The organism is Veillonella intestinalis, assembly GCF_943193155.1.
Taxonomy (GTDB): domain Bacteria; phylum Bacillota; class Negativicutes; order Veillonellales; family Veillonellaceae; genus Veillonella_A; species Veillonella_A intestinalis.
The window spans coordinates 199,584-216,587 of record NZ_CALPDB010000004.1; the positions used below are offsets into that span (position 1 = coordinate 199,584).

Consider the following 17,004-nt stretch of genomic DNA (forward strand, 5'->3'; position numbering starts at 1 on the left):
GGTATAGTTTCTAATAGGGAGATTACTCGTTTGAAAGCTATGATTGAAACGTTAGGGCGAGTTTTAAATGATGCGGCTATTTGATAATGACTTTCAGTGATAGCGATAAATGAAAAAACATGATATAATATGGATGAATTAAGTTAATAAGGAGACTAACCATGAATTGGAAAAGAGTGTTATTAGTAGCCACTGTATGCACGGTTTGCACCATGAGTGCTAGTCAAGCCGATAATCGTTTAGCTGATGTAAAGCCTACTGATTGGGCGTACCAAGGAATACAGACTTTGGTAAAGCATGGGGCTATTACTGATACTAAAGGCTTGAACTTAAATGGGCAAGTATATACTCGTTATGAATTAACGCCTCTTGTGGCTGATATTGTAGAGAAACGGGAACAGATGAATGACACGGATAAAAATATTGCCATTCGTTTGTATAGTGAATTCCGTGATGATTTAATGCAATATAATCGTGATCAAGAAATTAGAGAAGGTAAGCGTGATGAAAGTGCTGCTGCTAATGGTGAAACGCCAGCTTTGACGAAGGAAGAAATTGCGGAACGCATGAAGTCTTTTGAAGTTGACCGCAGTCGTATCCAGACCGGCGGTGATGTGCGTATTCGCTTTGGCAAAGGTGGGAAAAATGATTTCCGCACCCGTGTAGGCGTTGTTATTGGCGGTAGTGATGTGGCCGCACCGGATGCTTTATTTGATAAAGTAGGTCGTCGAGCTATTGAAGAAGCAGATAAAGAAGCAGAAAAATCACGTGCTCAATTTGCTAAAAATCGAGCACGCATAGAAGCAGAAGAGGCTAAAGAAATAGCGGAGGCACAAAAGAAAGCCGATAAGGATGCGGAAGCTCAAAAGAAAACAGATACAGAAGTTGGGGCTCAAAATCAATCTGAGTCTGATAAGAATATAGCTAAAGCAGTTGAGGCTGAACAGGAAGCCAATAAAACAGCTGTATCAGGAGAAACTAATACAGCTACTGCAATAGAAGAAACTAAGGCATAGGCTAATGTAACATATAATAGTAACCATTTTAGTTGTGAGTTTGGGTTACTAGGGGGCATTAGAATGACCGTTTAGTAATGAAACAATAGATAGGGAATGGTGAAGTGTATGTTTTTGCGTCGTGTTAAAGAAAAATTAAATACAGTCCATCAACAACGAATGCAAGTATCTGAAGTATTTCGTTATATTGGACCAGGTATTATTGTAACAGTAGGTTTTATTGATCCCGGTAACTGGGCAGCCAATTTAGCTGCTGGGGCCATGTTTGGCTATGATTTGTTGTGGGTTGTTACCTTGTCTACAATTATGTTAATTCTTTTGCAACATAATGTGGCTCATTTAGGAATTGTTACCGGTCGGTGTTTGTCGGAATGTGCCTATGAAGCATTGCCACGCTGGTTGTCGCGAATTTTGTTAAGTACCGCTGGGTTAGCGGCTGCTGCTACGGCGTTAGCAGAATTTATAGGGGCGGCCATAGCACTTAAGATGCTCTTTGGAATTCCTTTATTTATTGGCTCGATTCTGACGGCTATTATTTGTACCCTTATGTTGTTAACCAATTCGTATAGTAAGCTCGAAAAGGTAATTGCCGGTTTCGTTTCGCTCATTGCATTGGCGTATTTAGCTGAATTATCTATGGTGGATGTAGATTGGGCTGCGTCTGGCTTAGCTTGGGTGAATCCTACGTTACCTAATGAATCTATGTTGGTTATTTTGAGTATTTTAGGGGCTGTTATTATGCCTCATAATTTATTCTTGCATTCTGAAATTATTCAGAGCCGTGAGTTTAACAAAGAAGATCCAAAAGTAATGCAAAAACGTTTGCGTTATGAGTTTTTAGATACTATTTTTTCTATGGGCATTGGCTGGGCTATTAATTCGGCTATGATTATTTTGGCTGCGGCTACGTTTTTCCAGCAGGGAATTATAGTAGAAGAGTTAGAACAGGCACAAGAGTTGTTGGTACCCCTTATTGGTCCGTCGGCAGGGATTATTTTTGCACTTGCTTTATTGTTTGCTGGATTTGCTTCTTCCGCTACAGCGGGGATGGCAGGAGCCAGTATTTTTGCCGGTATGTTTGGTGAATCTTACGATATGAAAGATTTTCATAGTCGTATTGGCTTAGCGTTGACGTATATTCCTGCTTTAGTGCTTATTTTGTTTATTCAAGATTCCTTTAAAGCGTTGCTTATTTCACAAATGTTCTTGAGTCTACAGTTGCCATTTACCATTTTCTTGCAATTATATTTGACTGGCTCAGCTAAAGTTATGGGTGTTTATAAGAACAAACCATCTACAGCTGTTATGTTGTGGGTTATTGGTATTGTAGTAACAGGCATGAATATTTTCCTGTTATTTGAAGCATAATTTTCTTGTTATTTGAAATATAAATGTTTGAAGCGTAAGCTATTAGTGAAAAAATTTTATAATTAGTATATTAGCTTAGACTAGTTAGAGTTGGGAGTATGCACTTAATAAGTATCTCCCAACTCTTTTGTGTTGTAGGAGTAGGCGTTGGCCTTTTCCTAGACGTATAGTCATGGAGCTTGAAAATATGCTATAATTATGTAATTAATGAGAAAATATAAGCGCTTTTAGCGATTGTATAATTAATTCTTTCAGTGTCATGATTTCATTTGTAAATAGGAGGTAATAACTATGGCAGATGTTCTTCGTTCTGACTATGAAGAGATTGTTGAAGATGTGTCGGTTCAGCTGCAATCACAATTGAATGCAGCCGAATCAGGTGCGATTATAGATTTATTTCAAAGCGATACCTTAGATCCAGCACAAAACTTTTTATTCTTTGGTGCTACGGAGCGTGCTTTATTAGAATACCGCAAAGGGCATAATAAAAAGACCGTGTTCGTGCGGGTACAGCCAGAAGGCTTAGCAACCGCGGAACCTGTGGCAACACCAGTAAGTGCTTTGTTAGACCGTTTAATTTTACGGCGCATGGATGAATTCATGCATGACAAAATTTTTATCGAAGATATTTTCTATGATGGGGAGCAGATTACCTACAGTGGAGCGGGCTTGAAAAATCGTCATGTAGTATTGCTTATTGATGGCATTGATGAAGGATCTCCTTATTTAAGTGAAGTTATATCTTTATGTGAAGAGATGAAGGCTAAGTTTATTGTTGCATTACCTCTTGTAATTTGGAGTGAAGCAGTACAAGAACGTTTGGCTCTTGAATTAAGTGAAGCTGGTGATGGGCAGCAAGGAATTGAAATCGATGAAAATACTCCTGTCTCCTAGTAAGACTAAGACTTTGCAAGGTGAACCAAGGGCGCCACTATTTCAAAGTGAGATGACTGCAGCAATTATTTCTCATCTTCAAACATTAAATGCGTCCGAATTAGGTAAAGCATTAAAGCTCGCTGAACCTAAAGCAGAGCCTTTGGTAGTGTTTTATAAAGACTATGAAACGCTACCCACTGGTACAGCGATTGAAAGTTATAATGGTTTAGCTTTTAAAAATCTGGCTTGGTCTAGCTTATCTGAAGCGGCACAGCAGTTTGGTGCTGACCATGTATATATTTTGTCTGCTTTATATGGTCTTATAAGTCCTTTGAGTCCGATTAAAGCGTATCGACTTGATTTAGTAGATCGAATTTTTCCTAACGGCGCCCCCGCAGATGGCCCATTAGGTGGCTATACATCTTTGTATGAGTATTGGACGCCTGTAGTGACAAAGGCCTTGGCTGCAGAAGATTGGTTATTGAATTTAGCTTCTAAGGAATACTACAAATTAGTGGATCATCCACGAATGGTTACAGTAGAATTTTTAGAGTTCAAACAAGGCGTTTGGAAGCAGTTAAGTACCTCCTCTAAACAAATGCGCGGGCAATTAGCTCATTATATGCTAGCGCATGGAGCGATGTCTTGGCTTGATTTGCCGTTACAAATTGGTGAATTCACACGTTATACAGAATTACCAACTACGTTAACCGAGCCATTAGTGGTGGCGTATCATCGTAACTCTTAATTAGTAAGTAAGTGAGAGTTGTGCGGCGGTGAAGAGGATGACATATAATTAAAGTTAGTTAATATAGTAAAGAGAGAACAGTAAGAGTGACTATGACAGTACAAGATATTTTGAAGAAAGACTTAGTGGGTTCTGACACTCTGACCGTGGAAGAATTACGTTTCTTGATGAGTGTTACTGATGAAGCTGACTTACAGGCTATTTATAAAAAAGCCTATGAAGTAAAAGCTCGTTATGTAGATAAAGTGGCGTATTATCGTGGTTTGATTGAATTTTCAAATCGCTGCATAAAAAACTGTGAATATTGTGGAATTCGCCGCGAAAATGACAAAACAGAACGTTTTGATATGAATCGCGAAGATATTATAAAAATGGCGCAGTGGGCGTATGATCATGAATATGGTTCTATTACGTTACAGTCCGGTGAGCGCAGTGATGAAGCCTTTGTTGATTATGTGGTTGAATTAATTCGTGATATTAAGGCTATCGGTGATGGCTCTTTGGGCATTACTATGTGTGTAGGGGAGCAGTCGGAGGAAGCTTATCGCCGTATGGTAGAAGCTGGGGCTAGCCGTTATTTGTTACGGATTGAAACAAGTAATCCTGAATTATATAGTAAGATTCATCCGAATGATGAGCTTCATTCCTTTGAAAAACGAGTAGCTTGTTTAAAAAGCTTGCGCAAAGTAGGTTTCCAAGTAGGCACTGGGGTTATGATTGGGTTGCCTCATCAGACGGAAGAGGATTTAGTGAATGATATCTTATTCTATCGTGATATGGATATTGATATGATTGGCATGGGGCCTTATGTAGTGCATCATGATACGCCATTAGGACAAGAAGCCTTGGCTATGGGTCTAGATGATAAGGCTGGCAAATTACGGCGCATTCAATTAGGACTAAAAATGATTGCCTTAACTCGTCTATTCTTAAAGGATGTAAATATAGCAGCCACTACCGCTTTACAAGCGCTTGATCCATTGGGGCGTGAGAAAGGCTTAGCCGCAGGGGCTAATATTTTAATGCCGATTATTACTATTCCAGAGCATCGGGCTAAATATTTATTGTATGATAATAAGCCTTGTGTAGATGATAATGCGGATAAATGTAAGGATTGCTTAACCCGTCGCGTTATGTCCATAGGTGATATGGTGGGCTGGAAACAAAATGGTGATTCTAAACACTATGGCAAACGAACTGGTTTATATTAAGCCGATTAGTTTGTATAGTTAATAAATTGTATGAAACAGGTAATTACTAATTTAGTAATTGCCTGTTTTTTGTTACAACGTATAGATAATAGGGGGATAGAGGATAAAAATGATAGACTTATTAAAAATATTACAAATTTATTAAGAGGTATTACAAATTGGTATGTTATTAGTATTGGCATTTATAATGACTTAGCGTATAATCAAATGTATATTTTTGAGTATACATTTATATATTGTGGGAGGACAAAACGATGGAGCTATTGAAAAATTGGAAGATTCATCTGCTGTGCTTGCTTATTACTTTGGTGGCGGAGTGGATAGGCATTCAGAAATTTGGTATTATTGTATTTTTGCCTTTACTCTATTCTTTGGTAATTGGTCTTGTTGTATCAATTCCTAAATTGAAAATTGTGACAGAGGAACAAATGATAGCGGCCTCTGATTATCTTAATATTTCAATTATGTTGCTTATGACAAAGGTTGGCTTGGGGATTGGACCTAATTTACATATTATTTTAAACTCAGGCTGGGCTTTGATTTTACAAGAAATTGGTCATTTCTTTGGTACTATTATTTTCGGTTTACCAATTGCCTTGTTAGTAGGTATGCGCCGTGAAGCAGTAGGCGCATGTTATTCCATTGACCGTGAAGCGAATGTGGCAATTATTATCGATCGCTATGGCTTCCATTCTCCAGAAGGTCGAGGTGTAATGGGGATGTATATTTGCGGTACTTTATTTGGTGCAATGTGGATTTCCGTATTAGCTGGTATGGTAGCGCAATTACAGTGGTTCCACCCATTGGCTTTAGCTATGGGCGCTGGTATCGGTAGTGCTAGTATGATGGCGGCGGCTACAGGCTCAATCGTAGCGGTCCACCCTGAATTTGAACGTGAAATTATGGCCATGGCAGGCGCTGCCAATTTATTGACCACTGTGGTAGGGGTGTATTTTAGTTTATTTATCTCCTTGCCAGTTATGGAACGTTTGTATACGATTTGCTCACGTGCATTAGGTCATGACACGAAGGAGGTGCGCTAATGAGCGGGGAAAAGACAATGACAGTTCAAGAAAAAATTATCCAATTTTTAATTGTTGTTATCATTGCAGCAGTGATTACAGCTATAGGCAATGTGTTAGATGGAAAACATGCATTCGGGCCTAGTATGGTAGGTTGCTTTGTATTAGCGGCTATTGCGTTTACTGGTGCTGTTATATCCTATATTCCAGGTTTTAATAAATTACCGATGGTATTCTGGGTTTCTATTTTAGGCGTTGTATTATCAATCCCTGGTGTGCCTGGGAGTGAATGGATTACTAAGCAAGCGGCTGAGGTTACTTTTTTAGCAACAACAACTCCTGTATTAGCGTATGCTGGTTTGTCCTTAGGTAAAGATTTAGGTGCTTTTAAACAATTGTCCTGGCGTATTATTCCAGTAGCCTTGGCAGTAGCGGCAGGAACATTCATTTGTGCTGTTTTAGTAGCACAAGTTGTATTGCATTGGGAGGGAGTTATCTAAATGGGTTTAACTAAAGCAGAAGTGAAAGATCGGGTATGTCGTGCCATTGAAGCGGCGATGCCTAAATTAATGGATGTGGCAGAGACTATCATGGCGGCACCTGAATTAGGATATAAAGAAGCGAAAACGACAGCGCTAGTACAAAAATTATTTACAGAACTTAATATTCCTTTTACAACGGGCCATGCCTTAACAGGTGTAAAAGGTCGTTTGAAAGGGAAGAGTGATGCGTATCGCGTAGCGATGATTGGCGAATTAGATGCTATTATTTGTCCTAAACATCCGCGTGCTGATGTGATGACTGGAGCGGCTCATTGCTGTGGGCATAATGTGCAAATTGCTAATATGTTAGCCGTTGCGATTGGCTTGCAGGCCGAAGGTGTATTAGAGGAATTGAATGGCGAAGTTGTTGTATTTGCAGTACCTGCTGAAGAGTATGTAGAGATAGATTATCGAAATACTTTGCGTGAAGCAGGAAAAATACGTTATTTAGGTGGTAAGCAACAGCTGATTTATGAAGGCGCTTTTGATGATATTGATATGGCCATGCAAATGCATGTAGAAACAGCAACTACGCCAACTGGTGAAATGGGGCTTGGCTCTACTTCTAATGGGTTTATTGGTAAATTAATTACCTATCATGGCAAAGCAGCTCATGCGGCAGCCGCACCTCATGAAGGGGTTAATGCACTGCAAGCAGCTATGTTAGGTGTGATGGGTGTTAATGCCATTCGTGATACCTTTAAGGAAAGCGATTATTTCCGCTTCCATCCAATTATTAATAGTGGTGGTAGTCTAGTGAATGTAGTGCCTGATAGTGTGTCGATGGAAAGCTATGTGCGGGCGTCTAATGTGGCAGGCATGATAGAGGCTAATAAGAAGGTAAATCGAGCTCTTAAAGCAGGGGCTGATGCGGTAGGAGCTACCTGTGAAATCAATGACTTACCTGGGTATATGCCTATGCGTAATGATACGACTATGAATCAATTCTTAAAAGAGAACTCCATACCTCTATTTGGTGAAGCGAATGTAATACAAGGGCCTCATATGGCTGGCAGTACTGATATGGGCGATGTGGCACATATTATTCCTGTAATTCATCCATGGGTAGGTTGTATTGAAGGTGTTTTACATGGCGCTGATTATAAAATCTCTGTGCCAGAGGTAGCTTTTACAAAAACGGCTCAAGCTTTGGCTATGACAATTGTTGATTTGTTATATGGTGAAGCAGAAGGTGCTCAAGCAGTAAAAGCAAATTATGAACCTGTATTTACTAAGGAAGAATACATTGCACTTATGGATAGTATTAGTGAAAATAAAGAATAATAAAAAGTTATAATAAAAAATCTATAAATCAGAGATGATAAAAAGGGACTATAACAAAAGATAGTAGATATATTTACTATCTCCGTTATAGCCCCTTTTTTGCGTGTTCAGAGATTTTAGATATTAAATGTTATATTACATAAACTCATCTATAATAAAATATACATAAAATAATATTGATTTTAATTGACGGTTTTAGTAGCAATGGTATTTATAATAGTGTGTTGTATAAAAAAAGAGGCAGAAAGTGTATATTAAGCACTTTCTGCCTCTTTAATATAGGTTTTCTTATGAAGCTTTTACTTCTGGTGTAATTTCAGATGTACAATGTGGACAACGAGTAGCATCTTCCGCTACTTCCTGTTTACAGAACGGACAAAGTGTTGGATCTTCAACAACTTCTTCTTTTTTAGGGAATAGACGGTTAACTTGTTTAATTACAAGGTAAATCGCAAATGCTACGATTAAGAATTGGATTAATGCATTTAAGAAACTACCATAGGCAATAACTGGAATACCAGCTGCTTTGGCTTCTGCTAAAGTAGCTGCCTGTTGCCCGTTTAAGCTAATAAAGAAATCAGTGAAATCAACGCCACCAAGAACCAAACCAATTGGAGGCATAATAATATCGCTAACTAAAGACGATACAATTTTGCCAAAAGCGGCACCAATAACAACACCGACTGCTAAGTCAATGACATTGCCTCGTAAGGCAAATTCTTTAAAACCTTTAATAAAATCGCTCATGTTTCATTCCTCCTAATGATACCCTTACATCACATATAGTTAGTTTTATATGTGGCTTTGTTAACTGTATGGTATTATATCTATAATTTCTGAAAATAGTATAGCATAACTTGTAGGGACTGTACACAAGAAAATTTATAAATTTCGATATGAATGTTATGCCGTATAAAATAGTAGTGAAAGCCGTTTTACAGGCATTTTTGTAGGTGTAGCGAATAGATTAAGCCGTCATAATATAAGTGCTTTATGACGGCTTGATTTATTAAATATGTTTCATGACATAGTCTTATTATAATTTACAATGAATATTAACTACGTTTCGATGATACGAAACGGCCTGTTACATAGGTAAGGGCGGCAATAATAAGCATAACGGGAAAGGTTGTGCCCATTGGTGTTTCATAGGTCAATACATTGCGATATAGAATAAAACCAAATAGCCATAAGGCTAGGTTGGGTAGGTAAAATTTACGCCCAGATGCATCCTGCTTAAGGAGAAAGTATTGGGTAAAGAGAATCGCAATCATGGGCGTGAATACTGAACCAATGAGAAATAAGAAGTTTTCATACTCTGTCATAGGTATAAAAATAGCTAGCAATATACCTATAATTGTTAGACTAATGGCGGTCTTTTTTTCAGATAGTTGAGGCCAAATGCTGACGGCGCTTACACCGGCGGAAAAGGCATCAAGATAGGTCGTAGTAACTGTTGCAAAAATTATAATGAGTAATGGCCATAAGCCAAGCCCTGTTTTGAGCATAACGGCTGCAATATCTGTTTCTCCTGCATATATGGCAGAACTAAGGCCAATTACATACATCCAAATACTAACTACTGTATAGGTTAGCGTGCTTACAATAGTGGCGCCTAGAGGCTTTTCCGCGTGGCGCGTATAGTCTGATACTAAAGGTAGCCAAGAAAGGGGCATGGCGGTAGCTAATTCAACTGCTGCGCCAAAAGAAAGGGCTTGATTATCGGTTATAGGCACTATTTGAGCTATGCTGGCTTGTGGATTAAAGATGATGAAGCTAAGCCAAACTGTTAGTATAAATAGGAGTGTCACTGCTATTAAGTTAAGGCGGGTCAAATTTGTAAAGCCTAGTAGTAGCCAAAGAATGATAAGGCCACCAATGATAAGTGACCATAGGGTGGTTCCTAAGGGATAAATGGCATCAGTTGCAGCGGCTCCGGTTATAATCATAACGGTAGTCCAGCCGATGAGTTGTAACACATTGGCTAACGCGAAGCCTGAAGCGCCTTGTCGCCCAAAGGCAAAGCGTACTGTTTCCATGGCACTAGCGCCTGTTTGGGCGCCTATAAGACCGGCTAAGAAGAAGAGGGAGCCACCGATGAGATGGCCTAAGATAATAGCCCAAAGTCCTTGCGTAAATCCCAGTGGCGCGAATAAGGTGCCTGTAAAAATCTCAGCGATTGACAAGGCGGCGCCAAACCATAATAAACTGTGGGATAAAAGCTTAGTTTTAGGAATTGTTGTTGTACTCATAGAATACCCTTTCCAACGGCTTATGCTTGGCAGGTTTATATGAGTTAACTAACTGTTTACTGCCAATTATAAGGTATGTTGTTGTAAGTTACGTAAAGCTCCTGTGCGGCGTAATGTGAACAGTAAAATTCCTGCCAATAGGGAGCCACCTATGGTAGAAATTAAAAAAGGAACCACATAGGTATAAAAGGCAATTTGCCCCGCCGTTTTGCCAAGCACTAAAATGGCTAGCGGATATGCCGATAAGCCACCTAAAATACCAGTGCCGAAGACTTCAGCAATTAAGGTGAGTATTAGACTTCCCGTACGATGATAAACAATCCCAGCTAAGAGGGCGCCCCACATGCTGCCTGGATAGGCTAAGATACTACCCAAACCAAGAAGTAAACGTAAGCTACTTGCGCAAAAGGCAACACTTACGCCTGCATAGCGGCCTAGGAAAACAGCACAAAGAATATTTACCATATGTTGTATAGGCGCACATTTACTAATTCCTACGGGAAAGGAAAAGGTACTGCCCACTACGGCAACGGCTACTAATAAACTGGCAATGGTTACTTTTTTTACATTACTTAAAGATGGATTCATTACAAACACCTATTGCGGTCGAGACTGAATGGTCTCCTCTCACGCCGGAACACGGCTTCCCATCGCTGTAATGACAACTGTCGGGCGCTCCCCCGCCAGCTGGTCTATAATTAGACTGTATAAAAAAACAGAGGCACCAAATACGGTACCTCTGCAAGAGTTTGTGTCGTCTATAACATCTTCCTACGACGGCATTATCCGTATCAGGTATAAGGGTCGAAGTTAGATGACTTCCTCTCAGCCTACAAATATAAGCTCCCCTGAAATTTATACCGTGATTATAGCACAGCTCACTTAGATTATGCAACTCCTATCTGTGAATATTTTAAATTGCTTAGCTTAGAGGTTGTAGATATTCTTTACAGTAGTTGTTAGTTATGTTATTATAATACAATCATTAAAATAGTAACTGCCACCGGGTAGTGTGCGTAAGCATATTGTACATATCATTAGGTCTTAGAAGATATGTAGAGTATGCTTTTTCTTTTAAAAATTATTAAGTATTTATAGACTAAAGGAGTGAGGGGCATGAGTCTTACCTTGAGAAAGATAACACTTGATGATATTTCAGAATTACAACGTATAGCTATAGAAACATTTAGAGAAACTTTTGGTCATCATAATACAGAGGCCGAATTAGAGGACTATTTTAATACGGCTTTTAATCCTGAAACCTTAGCAGCTGAAGTTATGGATAGTGAATCACAACATTATTTTGCCTTAGTCGATGGTGTAGTAGTGGGATATTTAAAGCTTAATCAAGGCGCTGCTCAAACGGAACAGGAACTACCTAATGGTTTTGAAATACAACGAATTTATGTATTAAAGGCATTTCAGGGGCAAGGGCTAGGTCGCCTTTTGTTTGAAAAAGCGTTACAAGTAGCTTGTGAAACCGATTGTGAATGGGTATGGTTAGGCGTTTGGGACCAAAATTATAAAGCGCAACGTTTTTATGAAAAATATAAATTTGAACGTTTTAGTGAGCATCAATTTCCTGTAGGCGATAAAGTTGACATCGATTGGATGTTGCGTCGTTCCGTGGCTTCTTTACAAGCTGAGTTTGGTCAATCTAAGTAGTGTTTAATCTTAGATATTATGTCTAATTGTAGATGTTGGGATTGTACCTCAAATAGTTAATGTATGGTAATTTAATAATAAAAAGGAAAAGCCCTTATTCAGTTGTTACTACTATGCTATATAGCATGTTAGTTGCTGAATAAGGGCTTTTTTGCAGGATAAAATTTTAAAAGAAAGATTTTATAGGAAGTATTTATTTAAAAATAAACATTATACTATGCATTTAGTTTTTTAGCGGTTTTTTAAGAATAGCTAATAATAGCGCTGTTATAACAGAACCGATAAGGATAGCTCCTAAATACATGAGCGGGTTTCCAATAGTTGGTACTACAAAGATACCCCCATGCGGTGCTCGTAAAGTACATTCGAAGGCCATAGATAAGGCACCTGCAGCAGCAGCGCCGACAATACAAGACGGAATGACACGAATTGGATCTGCTGCAGCAAATGGAATCGCTCCTTCTGTGATAAAGGAGAAGCCCATAACATAGTTAGTAATGCCTGATTTGCGTTCTGCTGGGGTAAAGCGATTAGGGAAGAAGGTAGTGCATAGGGCAATGGCTAATGGAGGCACCATACCACCGGCCATAACTGCGGCCATAACGCCATATTCACCAGTAGCTAATAAGCCCGTGCCAATTACATAGGCCGCTTTATTAACAGGCCCACCCATATCAACGGCCATCATACCCGCAAAGATGAGACCGATGACAATACGACTGCTTGTGTTCATGCTTTTTAAGGCGTTCATAAGACTTTCGTTTAAGGCCCCTACAGGTGGATTAATGATAAAGGTAATTATAATGCCCATAAGAAGTACGCCCAGAACAGGATATAGTAATACTGGTTTGATACCTTCTAAGGTATGAGGTAAGCCTGCAAAGGCTTTTTTCAAGAGGAGCATTAAATAGCCCGCTACAAAGCCTGCTAACAAGGCCCCTAAGAAACCAGAACCACCTGCATTGGCTAGGTAGCCACCGACAAAGCCGACGGCTAGACCTGGACGGTCAGCAATACTCATGCCGATAAAACCAGCGAGCACTGGTAGCATAAAGCTGAAAGAAGCACCGCCAATTTTCATAAAGAAGGCCGCGAGCTCTGTGCCGGACCCAAATTTACTTGGGTCAGCAGGGTTAAAATCATCAAATAAGAAAGCTAAGGCAATGAGAATACCACCTCCAATAACGAACGGTAGCATGTGAGAAACGCCATTCATTAAGTGCTTATAAATTTGACGACCTATGCTATCATTTGCTGTTACGGCTTGGCTGTTGATATCCTCTTGGTTAGCTTGATAAAGTGGCGGTGTGCCAGTCGTTGCTTCTGTAAGAAGTTCCTTAGCTTTATTAATACCATCAGCTACTTTAACTTGGATTAAGGGCTTGCCATTGAAACGAGCCATAGGGACACTTTTGTCAGCCGCTACAATGATACAAGTAGCATTGGCAATATCATCAGCAGTTAACGCATCTTTAACGCCACTAGCACCGTTTTGTTCTACTTTAATAGAAATGCCCATGTCGGCAGCTGTACGACTTAGTGCTTCAGCAGCCATAGCTGTATGAGCGATGCCAGTAGGACAGGCTGTAACGGCTAATACTTGGTAGTGATTAGTAGTAGCGGTATTTTCTTTTGATGATGTTGCTGTTTCTGTGGAGGTACCGGCTTTAGTATCCTCTGTTGCCATAGGGGCAGCGGTAGTTACAGGTGTTACATTTTGTTCTACCATAGCTAATGCTTCCGTTTCTGTCATGTTAGGTTTGAATTGGTCGGCCTCTTTAATATCAATTAAAGCAAGAAAGCCTTCAATCGTTTGTGCTTTTATCAAAGCCTCTTTAAAATCAGGATCCATGATGAGTGTAGCCAAATTAGCGAGTACTTGTACATGTGTGTCAGCCTCGCCTTCAGGGGCAGCAATCATGAAAAATAAGCGTGATGGTTCGCCATCGAGGCTTTCAAAGTCCATTCCAGCTGGTACTGTCATGGCGGCTAGTCCTGGGGTAGCCACTCCAGAACTTTTAGCATGAGGTGTGGCCAGCCCCATACCAAGACCAGTTGAACCTGATTCTTCACGGGTAAAGACATCTTTAATATATTGTTCTTTATCGGTTATATTGCCGCTGGCGGCCATTAAGTCGGCTAATTGTCGAATCGCTTCTTCCTTAGTGGTAGGTGAAGCTTGCAGTTGAATGGATTGTTTTTTTAATAAGTCCGTAATTTTCATAATGTCCTCCTACAGTAATGCTTCTATGTCAGCTCGACTGGCTAACCATTCTTGAAACGCTGAGGCAGAGCCAGCGGCAACCCCCATAGCCAGGGCTTTATCATAATCTCCTTGTGATTCTAAATAGCCTGCTAAGAAGCCTGCTACCATGGAATCACCAGAGCCTACTGAGTTAACTAAGGTCCCTGTAGGTACTTGTTTGGTGCGTACTTGACCTTGCTCATCGAGAAGTATAGCGCCTTCACCTGCACGAGATACTAATACATTACGCGCTCCTTTAGCTTGTAATTGGCGAGCGGCTTCGATGATATGATCTTCCGTTTCAAAGGTTGTCTGAAATACACTTTCTAGTTCATGATGATTTGGCTTGATTAGAAAGGGCTTATAGGCTAATACATTCAGTAGTAAATCTTGGGCGGCGTCAACGATAATTTGGATGTTACGCCCTTGAAGACGTTCCATAATCTGCCGATACATAGTAGTAGGTAGTCCTTTTGGTATACTGCCAGATAAAACAAGAATGTCACCAGCTACCAAGCTATCTAATTGAGTATATAGTTTTTCTATATCCTGTTCAGTAATTGTAGGGCCTTGGGCGTTTATTTCCGTTTCTCCTTGGCTTTTTAATTTTACATTAATACGAGAATTGCCCTGAGGTAATCGGATAAAGGCTTCATTACAGCCCTCTTGATTAAGTTGGCGAATGATTTCATCGCCTGTGAAACCGGCAACAAAGCCAAGGGCTGTATTGTCGTGGCCTAGATGGCGTAGCACTATCGATACATTAATGCCTTTGCCACCAGCAACAATGAAATCTTCATAGGTTCGATTGACACCATTTGGTTGAAACGTATGTAAGCGCATAACATAATCCAAAGAGGGATTAAATGTTACTGTATAGATCATGGCAATACCTCTCTTACAGTTGTATAGGAGGCGTAAGCCCCTTTTACACGGGTAGTAATAATTGTGGCGCTTTCTAGGGTTGCAAAGGTAATAGGCGAAACTGTATCAAATTTAGAAGAATCACATAATACATAGGCGTGGTGGCAACGTTGCATAGCTTTAGCTTTAATGGCTGCTTCTGCTGGATCGGGAGTGCTAAACCCTCCTTTAATACTAACGCCGTTGGCACCAAAGAAGCCTTTGGTGAAATTAAAAACTTCTAATTGCTGTAAGGCAGTGTCACCGATAATAGCCCCAGTGACAGCTTTTACTTGACCACCTAGTAAAATAACACGGCAGTGACGAGCCGCTAAGAAGGCGGCATGAGAAGTGCCATTAGTTACAAATGTAACATTTTGTGCTTTTACATAAGGGAGTATATGCTCCGTAGTAGTGCCAGCATCGATGAAAATAAAATCATGGTCTTCAATGAGACTAGCTGCTTCACGGGCTATCGCTTCTTTTTCTTCGGTAAATAAGCTAGCCTTAGTGTTAATATCTGGTTCTGTAGTGAAATAATCTACATCGCAACTAACAGCGCCACCGTGCACTTTTTGTAAAAGGCCTTTGTTGTGTAGTTCGGTTAAATCGCGTCGAATAGTCGCCGCCGAAGAATCTAAGTCTTGCACTAATTCTTGAACGGTAACAGCTCGTTTCATACGAAGTCTATCGAGAATTAAAGATTGGCGTTCTTCAGATAACATGAGTAGCTCCTAACATTAGATACATTACGAATACATATATTATAAATATGTGCAAATATTATATAAATACATGTATAGAGATAGTTTAATATATTTAGTATATTTTACAGCTTATTTACAATATAATCATAAACGCTCATTAAGTCAATGATAAAACCTTTTATTTGCTCAAAAGTAATCAATAACGATAAAATAGTTATTATAATGCTTATTTTGCATAGTATATATTAGCTTGACGTATTAGATGTGTTAGCAATATAGTAAACCATACCTAAATGATTGGAGTTGACAATAGTAAGCCTACATGGTTAAATAACATTGAAATTACTTTGTAAACCTTGCATAGATATCTGGATAACAAAAGAGGTTGTTATGTAAGGCGTATATATAAGCGATTTGGTATATTGGTATTTAGGTAGCGTCAGGTAGGAAGGGATTCGTTATGGCACAAGATGTAAAGAGCAGGGGTTTATTTGTTGTCGGGACAGGCACAGATGTGGGTAAGACCTATATTACCGGTTTGCTAGTTAAAGCATTGCGTGAAGGTGGCTATGAGGCTGGTTATTATAAAGCGGCTGTTAGTGGTGCACCGTCTATTGCAGCTAGTGATGCTGGCTATGTAAAAAAAGTAGCGCACCTAGAAGCTCCTGATGAAACATTATTGTCTTATTTATATGATCATGCAGTGTCACCTCATTTAGCGGCTCAATGGGAGGGACATCCAGTAGAACAGAGTGTTATTACTACGGCGTTTGAAGCGGCTAAGAAACGGTATGATTATGTGACGATGGAAGGCAGTGGTGGCATTATGTGCCCTCTTCGTTATGATGAAACAGACCAGATTTTCCTAGAAGATGTGATTCAGTGGTTCCATTTGCCAACTTTATTGGTGGCTCATGCTGGTTTAGGAACGATTAATGCAACGGTGCTTACTATTGAATATTTACGAGCTCGTAATATTCCTGTAAAGGGTGTTATTTTGAACTATTATACAGATAGTCCCATGGAACAGGATAATAAAGTTATGATTGAAACTTTGACTGGAGTACCTGTTATAGCCTGTGTGCCAGAAGGGGCTAGTGATTTAGCTGTTAGCCCTGATACCTTAGCTGCTTTATATGAGGAAGTATAAGGTATGCGAGGAAAA

At 39.7% G+C, this 17,004-nt stretch carries 16 protein-coding genes and 1 riboswitch; of the genes, 10 read left to right on the forward strand and 6 right to left on the reverse strand.

Annotated elements, in window-relative coordinates; translation table 11 throughout:
- Positions 1-161: 161 nt before the first annotated feature.
- The 8 genes from NFR44_RS06160 to NFR44_RS06195 all read left to right on the forward strand — a co-directional run bounded on the left by NFR44_RS06160 (position 162) and on the right by NFR44_RS06195 (position 8,067).
- Positions 162-1,016 (forward strand): hypothetical protein, encoded by an 855-nt coding sequence (locus NFR44_RS06160; RefSeq protein ID WP_251442170.1) that lies wholly within the window; start codon positions 162-164, stop codon positions 1,014-1,016.
- A gap of 108 nt (positions 1,017-1,124) precedes the next feature.
- Positions 1,125-2,384, forward strand: a complete 1,260-nt coding sequence (locus NFR44_RS06165) for an Nramp family divalent metal transporter (protein ID WP_251442469.1) — start codon at positions 1,125-1,127, stop codon at positions 2,382-2,384.
- Positions 2,385-2,675: 291 nt separating this feature from the next.
- Positions 2,676-3,278 carry a hypothetical protein gene (locus tag NFR44_RS06170; protein ID WP_251442172.1) on the forward strand — a complete coding sequence of 201 codons (603 nt, stop codon included), beginning with the start codon at positions 2,676-2,678 and terminating at the stop codon, positions 3,276-3,278.
- Entirely contained in the window at positions 3,256-4,008 is a 753-nt protein-coding gene (locus NFR44_RS06175; protein WP_251442175.1) for a YaaA family protein, read from the forward strand. The genes NFR44_RS06170 and NFR44_RS06175 overlap by 23 nt, the downstream gene beginning before the upstream one ends.
- A 92-nt stretch (positions 4,009-4,100) precedes the next feature.
- On the forward strand, positions 4,101-5,219 hold the full coding sequence (gene hydE, locus NFR44_RS06180; protein ID WP_251442178.1) for a [FeFe] hydrogenase H-cluster radical SAM maturase HydE: 1,119 nt from the start codon (positions 4,101-4,103) through the stop codon (positions 5,217-5,219).
- A 254-nt stretch (positions 5,220-5,473) separates the two neighbouring features.
- Positions 5,474-6,262 (forward strand): DUF3100 domain-containing protein, encoded by a 789-nt coding sequence (locus NFR44_RS06185; protein ID WP_251442181.1) that lies wholly within the window; start codon positions 5,474-5,476, stop codon positions 6,260-6,262.
- Positions 6,262-6,741 carry a hypothetical protein gene (locus NFR44_RS06190; RefSeq protein ID WP_251442184.1) on the forward strand — a complete coding sequence of 160 codons (480 nt, stop codon included), beginning with the start codon at positions 6,262-6,264 and terminating at the stop codon, positions 6,739-6,741. Before NFR44_RS06185 ends, NFR44_RS06190 begins: the two co-directional genes overlap by 1 nt.
- A complete protein-coding gene (locus tag NFR44_RS06195) occupies positions 6,742-8,067 on the forward strand; it encodes an amidohydrolase (protein WP_251442187.1) in 1,326 nt (441 codons plus the stop codon).
- Between the two features lie 288 nt (positions 8,068-8,355).
- Here NFR44_RS06195 and mscL read toward each other — a convergent pair whose 3' ends face one another.
- The 3 genes from mscL to thiW form a co-directional block, all read right to left on the reverse strand.
- Complete coding sequence (gene mscL / locus NFR44_RS06200; protein WP_251442216.1) at positions 8,356-8,814, reverse strand: large-conductance mechanosensitive channel protein MscL; 459 nt, start codon at positions 8,812-8,814, stop codon at positions 8,356-8,358.
- Between the two features lie 308 nt (positions 8,815-9,122).
- Positions 9,123-10,319, reverse strand: coding sequence for a putative hydroxymethylpyrimidine transporter CytX (cytX, locus tag NFR44_RS06205; protein WP_251442218.1), 1,197 nt, complete (start codon positions 10,317-10,319; stop codon positions 9,123-9,125).
- Positions 10,320-10,385: 66 nt separating this feature from the next.
- A complete protein-coding gene (gene thiW, locus NFR44_RS06210) occupies positions 10,386-10,907 on the reverse strand; it encodes an energy coupling factor transporter S component ThiW (protein ID WP_251442230.1) in 522 nt (173 codons plus the stop codon).
- Positions 10,908-11,070: 163 nt separating this feature from the next.
- Positions 11,071-11,179: riboswitch (TPP riboswitch) on the reverse strand.
- Between the two features lie 256 nt (positions 11,180-11,435).
- Here thiW and NFR44_RS06215 point away from each other — a divergent pair.
- Positions 11,436-11,984, forward strand: a complete 549-nt coding sequence (locus tag NFR44_RS06215) for a GNAT family N-acetyltransferase (protein ID WP_251442234.1) — start codon at positions 11,436-11,438, stop codon at positions 11,982-11,984.
- A 223-nt stretch (positions 11,985-12,207) separates the two neighbouring features.
- Here NFR44_RS06215 and NFR44_RS06220 read toward each other — a convergent pair whose 3' ends face one another.
- Genes NFR44_RS06220 through NFR44_RS06230 form a run of 3 tightly spaced genes read right to left on the reverse strand, consistent with a single transcriptional unit; the run spans position 12,208 to position 15,857 of the window.
- Entirely contained in the window at positions 12,208-14,208 is a 2,001-nt protein-coding gene (locus NFR44_RS06220; RefSeq protein ID WP_251442237.1) for a PTS fructose transporter subunit IIABC, read from the reverse strand.
- 9 nt (positions 14,209-14,217) lie between these two features.
- On the reverse strand, positions 14,218-15,114 hold the full coding sequence (pfkB, locus tag NFR44_RS06225; RefSeq protein ID WP_251442240.1) for a 1-phosphofructokinase: 897 nt from the start codon (positions 15,112-15,114) through the stop codon (positions 14,218-14,220).
- The gene (locus NFR44_RS06230) at positions 15,111-15,857 is read right to left on the reverse strand and encodes a DeoR/GlpR family DNA-binding transcription regulator (protein ID WP_251442248.1); all 747 of its coding nucleotides are present in this window, start codon (positions 15,855-15,857) and stop codon (positions 15,111-15,113) included. The genes pfkB and NFR44_RS06230 overlap by 4 nt, the downstream gene beginning before the upstream one ends.
- A 442-nt stretch (positions 15,858-16,299) precedes the next feature.
- Between NFR44_RS06230 and bioD the strand changes: the two genes are divergently transcribed.
- Positions 16,300-16,989, forward strand: coding sequence for a dethiobiotin synthase (gene bioD / locus NFR44_RS06235; protein WP_251442251.1), 690 nt, complete (start codon positions 16,300-16,302; stop codon positions 16,987-16,989).
- Positions 16,990-17,004: the final 15 nt, after the last annotated feature.

Excerpts from the sequence above, each read along its gene's own strand:
- NFR44_RS06160 (WP_251442170.1), top strand. The coding sequence starts at position 162 with ATGAATTGGAAAAGAGTGTTATTAGTAGCCACTGTATGCACGGTTTGC.
- NFR44_RS06165 (WP_251442469.1), top strand. The coding sequence starts at position 1,125 with ATGTTTTTGCGTCGTGTTAAAGAAAAATTAAATACAGTCCATCAACAA.
- NFR44_RS06170 (WP_251442172.1), top strand. The coding sequence starts at position 2,676 with ATGGCAGATGTTCTTCGTTCTGACTATGAAGAGATTGTTGAAGATGTG.
- NFR44_RS06175 (WP_251442175.1), top strand. The coding sequence starts at position 3,256 with ATGAAAATACTCCTGTCTCCTAGTAAGACTAAGACTTTGCAAGGTGAA.
- hydE (WP_251442178.1), top strand. The coding sequence starts at position 4,101 with ATGACAGTACAAGATATTTTGAAGAAAGACTTAGTGGGTTCTGACACT.
- NFR44_RS06185 (WP_251442181.1), top strand. The coding sequence starts at position 5,474 with ATGGAGCTATTGAAAAATTGGAAGATTCATCTGCTGTGCTTGCTTATT.
- NFR44_RS06190 (WP_251442184.1), top strand. The coding sequence starts at position 6,262 with ATGAGCGGGGAAAAGACAATGACAGTTCAAGAAAAAATTATCCAATTT.
- NFR44_RS06195 (WP_251442187.1), top strand. The coding sequence starts at position 6,742 with ATGGGTTTAACTAAAGCAGAAGTGAAAGATCGGGTATGTCGTGCCATT.
- mscL (WP_251442216.1), bottom strand. The coding sequence starts at position 8,814 with ATGAGCGATTTTATTAAAGGTTTTAAAGAATTTGCCTTACGAGGCAAT.
- cytX (WP_251442218.1), bottom strand. The coding sequence starts at position 10,319 with ATGAGTACAACAACAATTCCTAAAACTAAGCTTTTATCCCACAGTTTA.
- thiW (WP_251442230.1), bottom strand. The coding sequence starts at position 10,907 with ATGAATCCATCTTTAAGTAATGTAAAAAAAGTAACCATTGCCAGTTTA.
- NFR44_RS06215 (WP_251442234.1), top strand. The coding sequence starts at position 11,436 with ATGAGTCTTACCTTGAGAAAGATAACACTTGATGATATTTCAGAATTA.
- NFR44_RS06220 (WP_251442237.1), bottom strand. The coding sequence starts at position 14,208 with ATGAAAATTACGGACTTATTAAAAAAACAATCCATTCAACTGCAAGCT.
- pfkB (WP_251442240.1), bottom strand. The coding sequence starts at position 15,114 with ATGATCTATACAGTAACATTTAATCCCTCTTTGGATTATGTTATGCGC.
- NFR44_RS06230 (WP_251442248.1), bottom strand. The coding sequence starts at position 15,857 with ATGTTATCTGAAGAACGCCAATCTTTAATTCTCGATAGACTTCGTATG.
- bioD (WP_251442251.1), top strand. The coding sequence starts at position 16,300 with ATGGCACAAGATGTAAAGAGCAGGGGTTTATTTGTTGTCGGGACAGGC.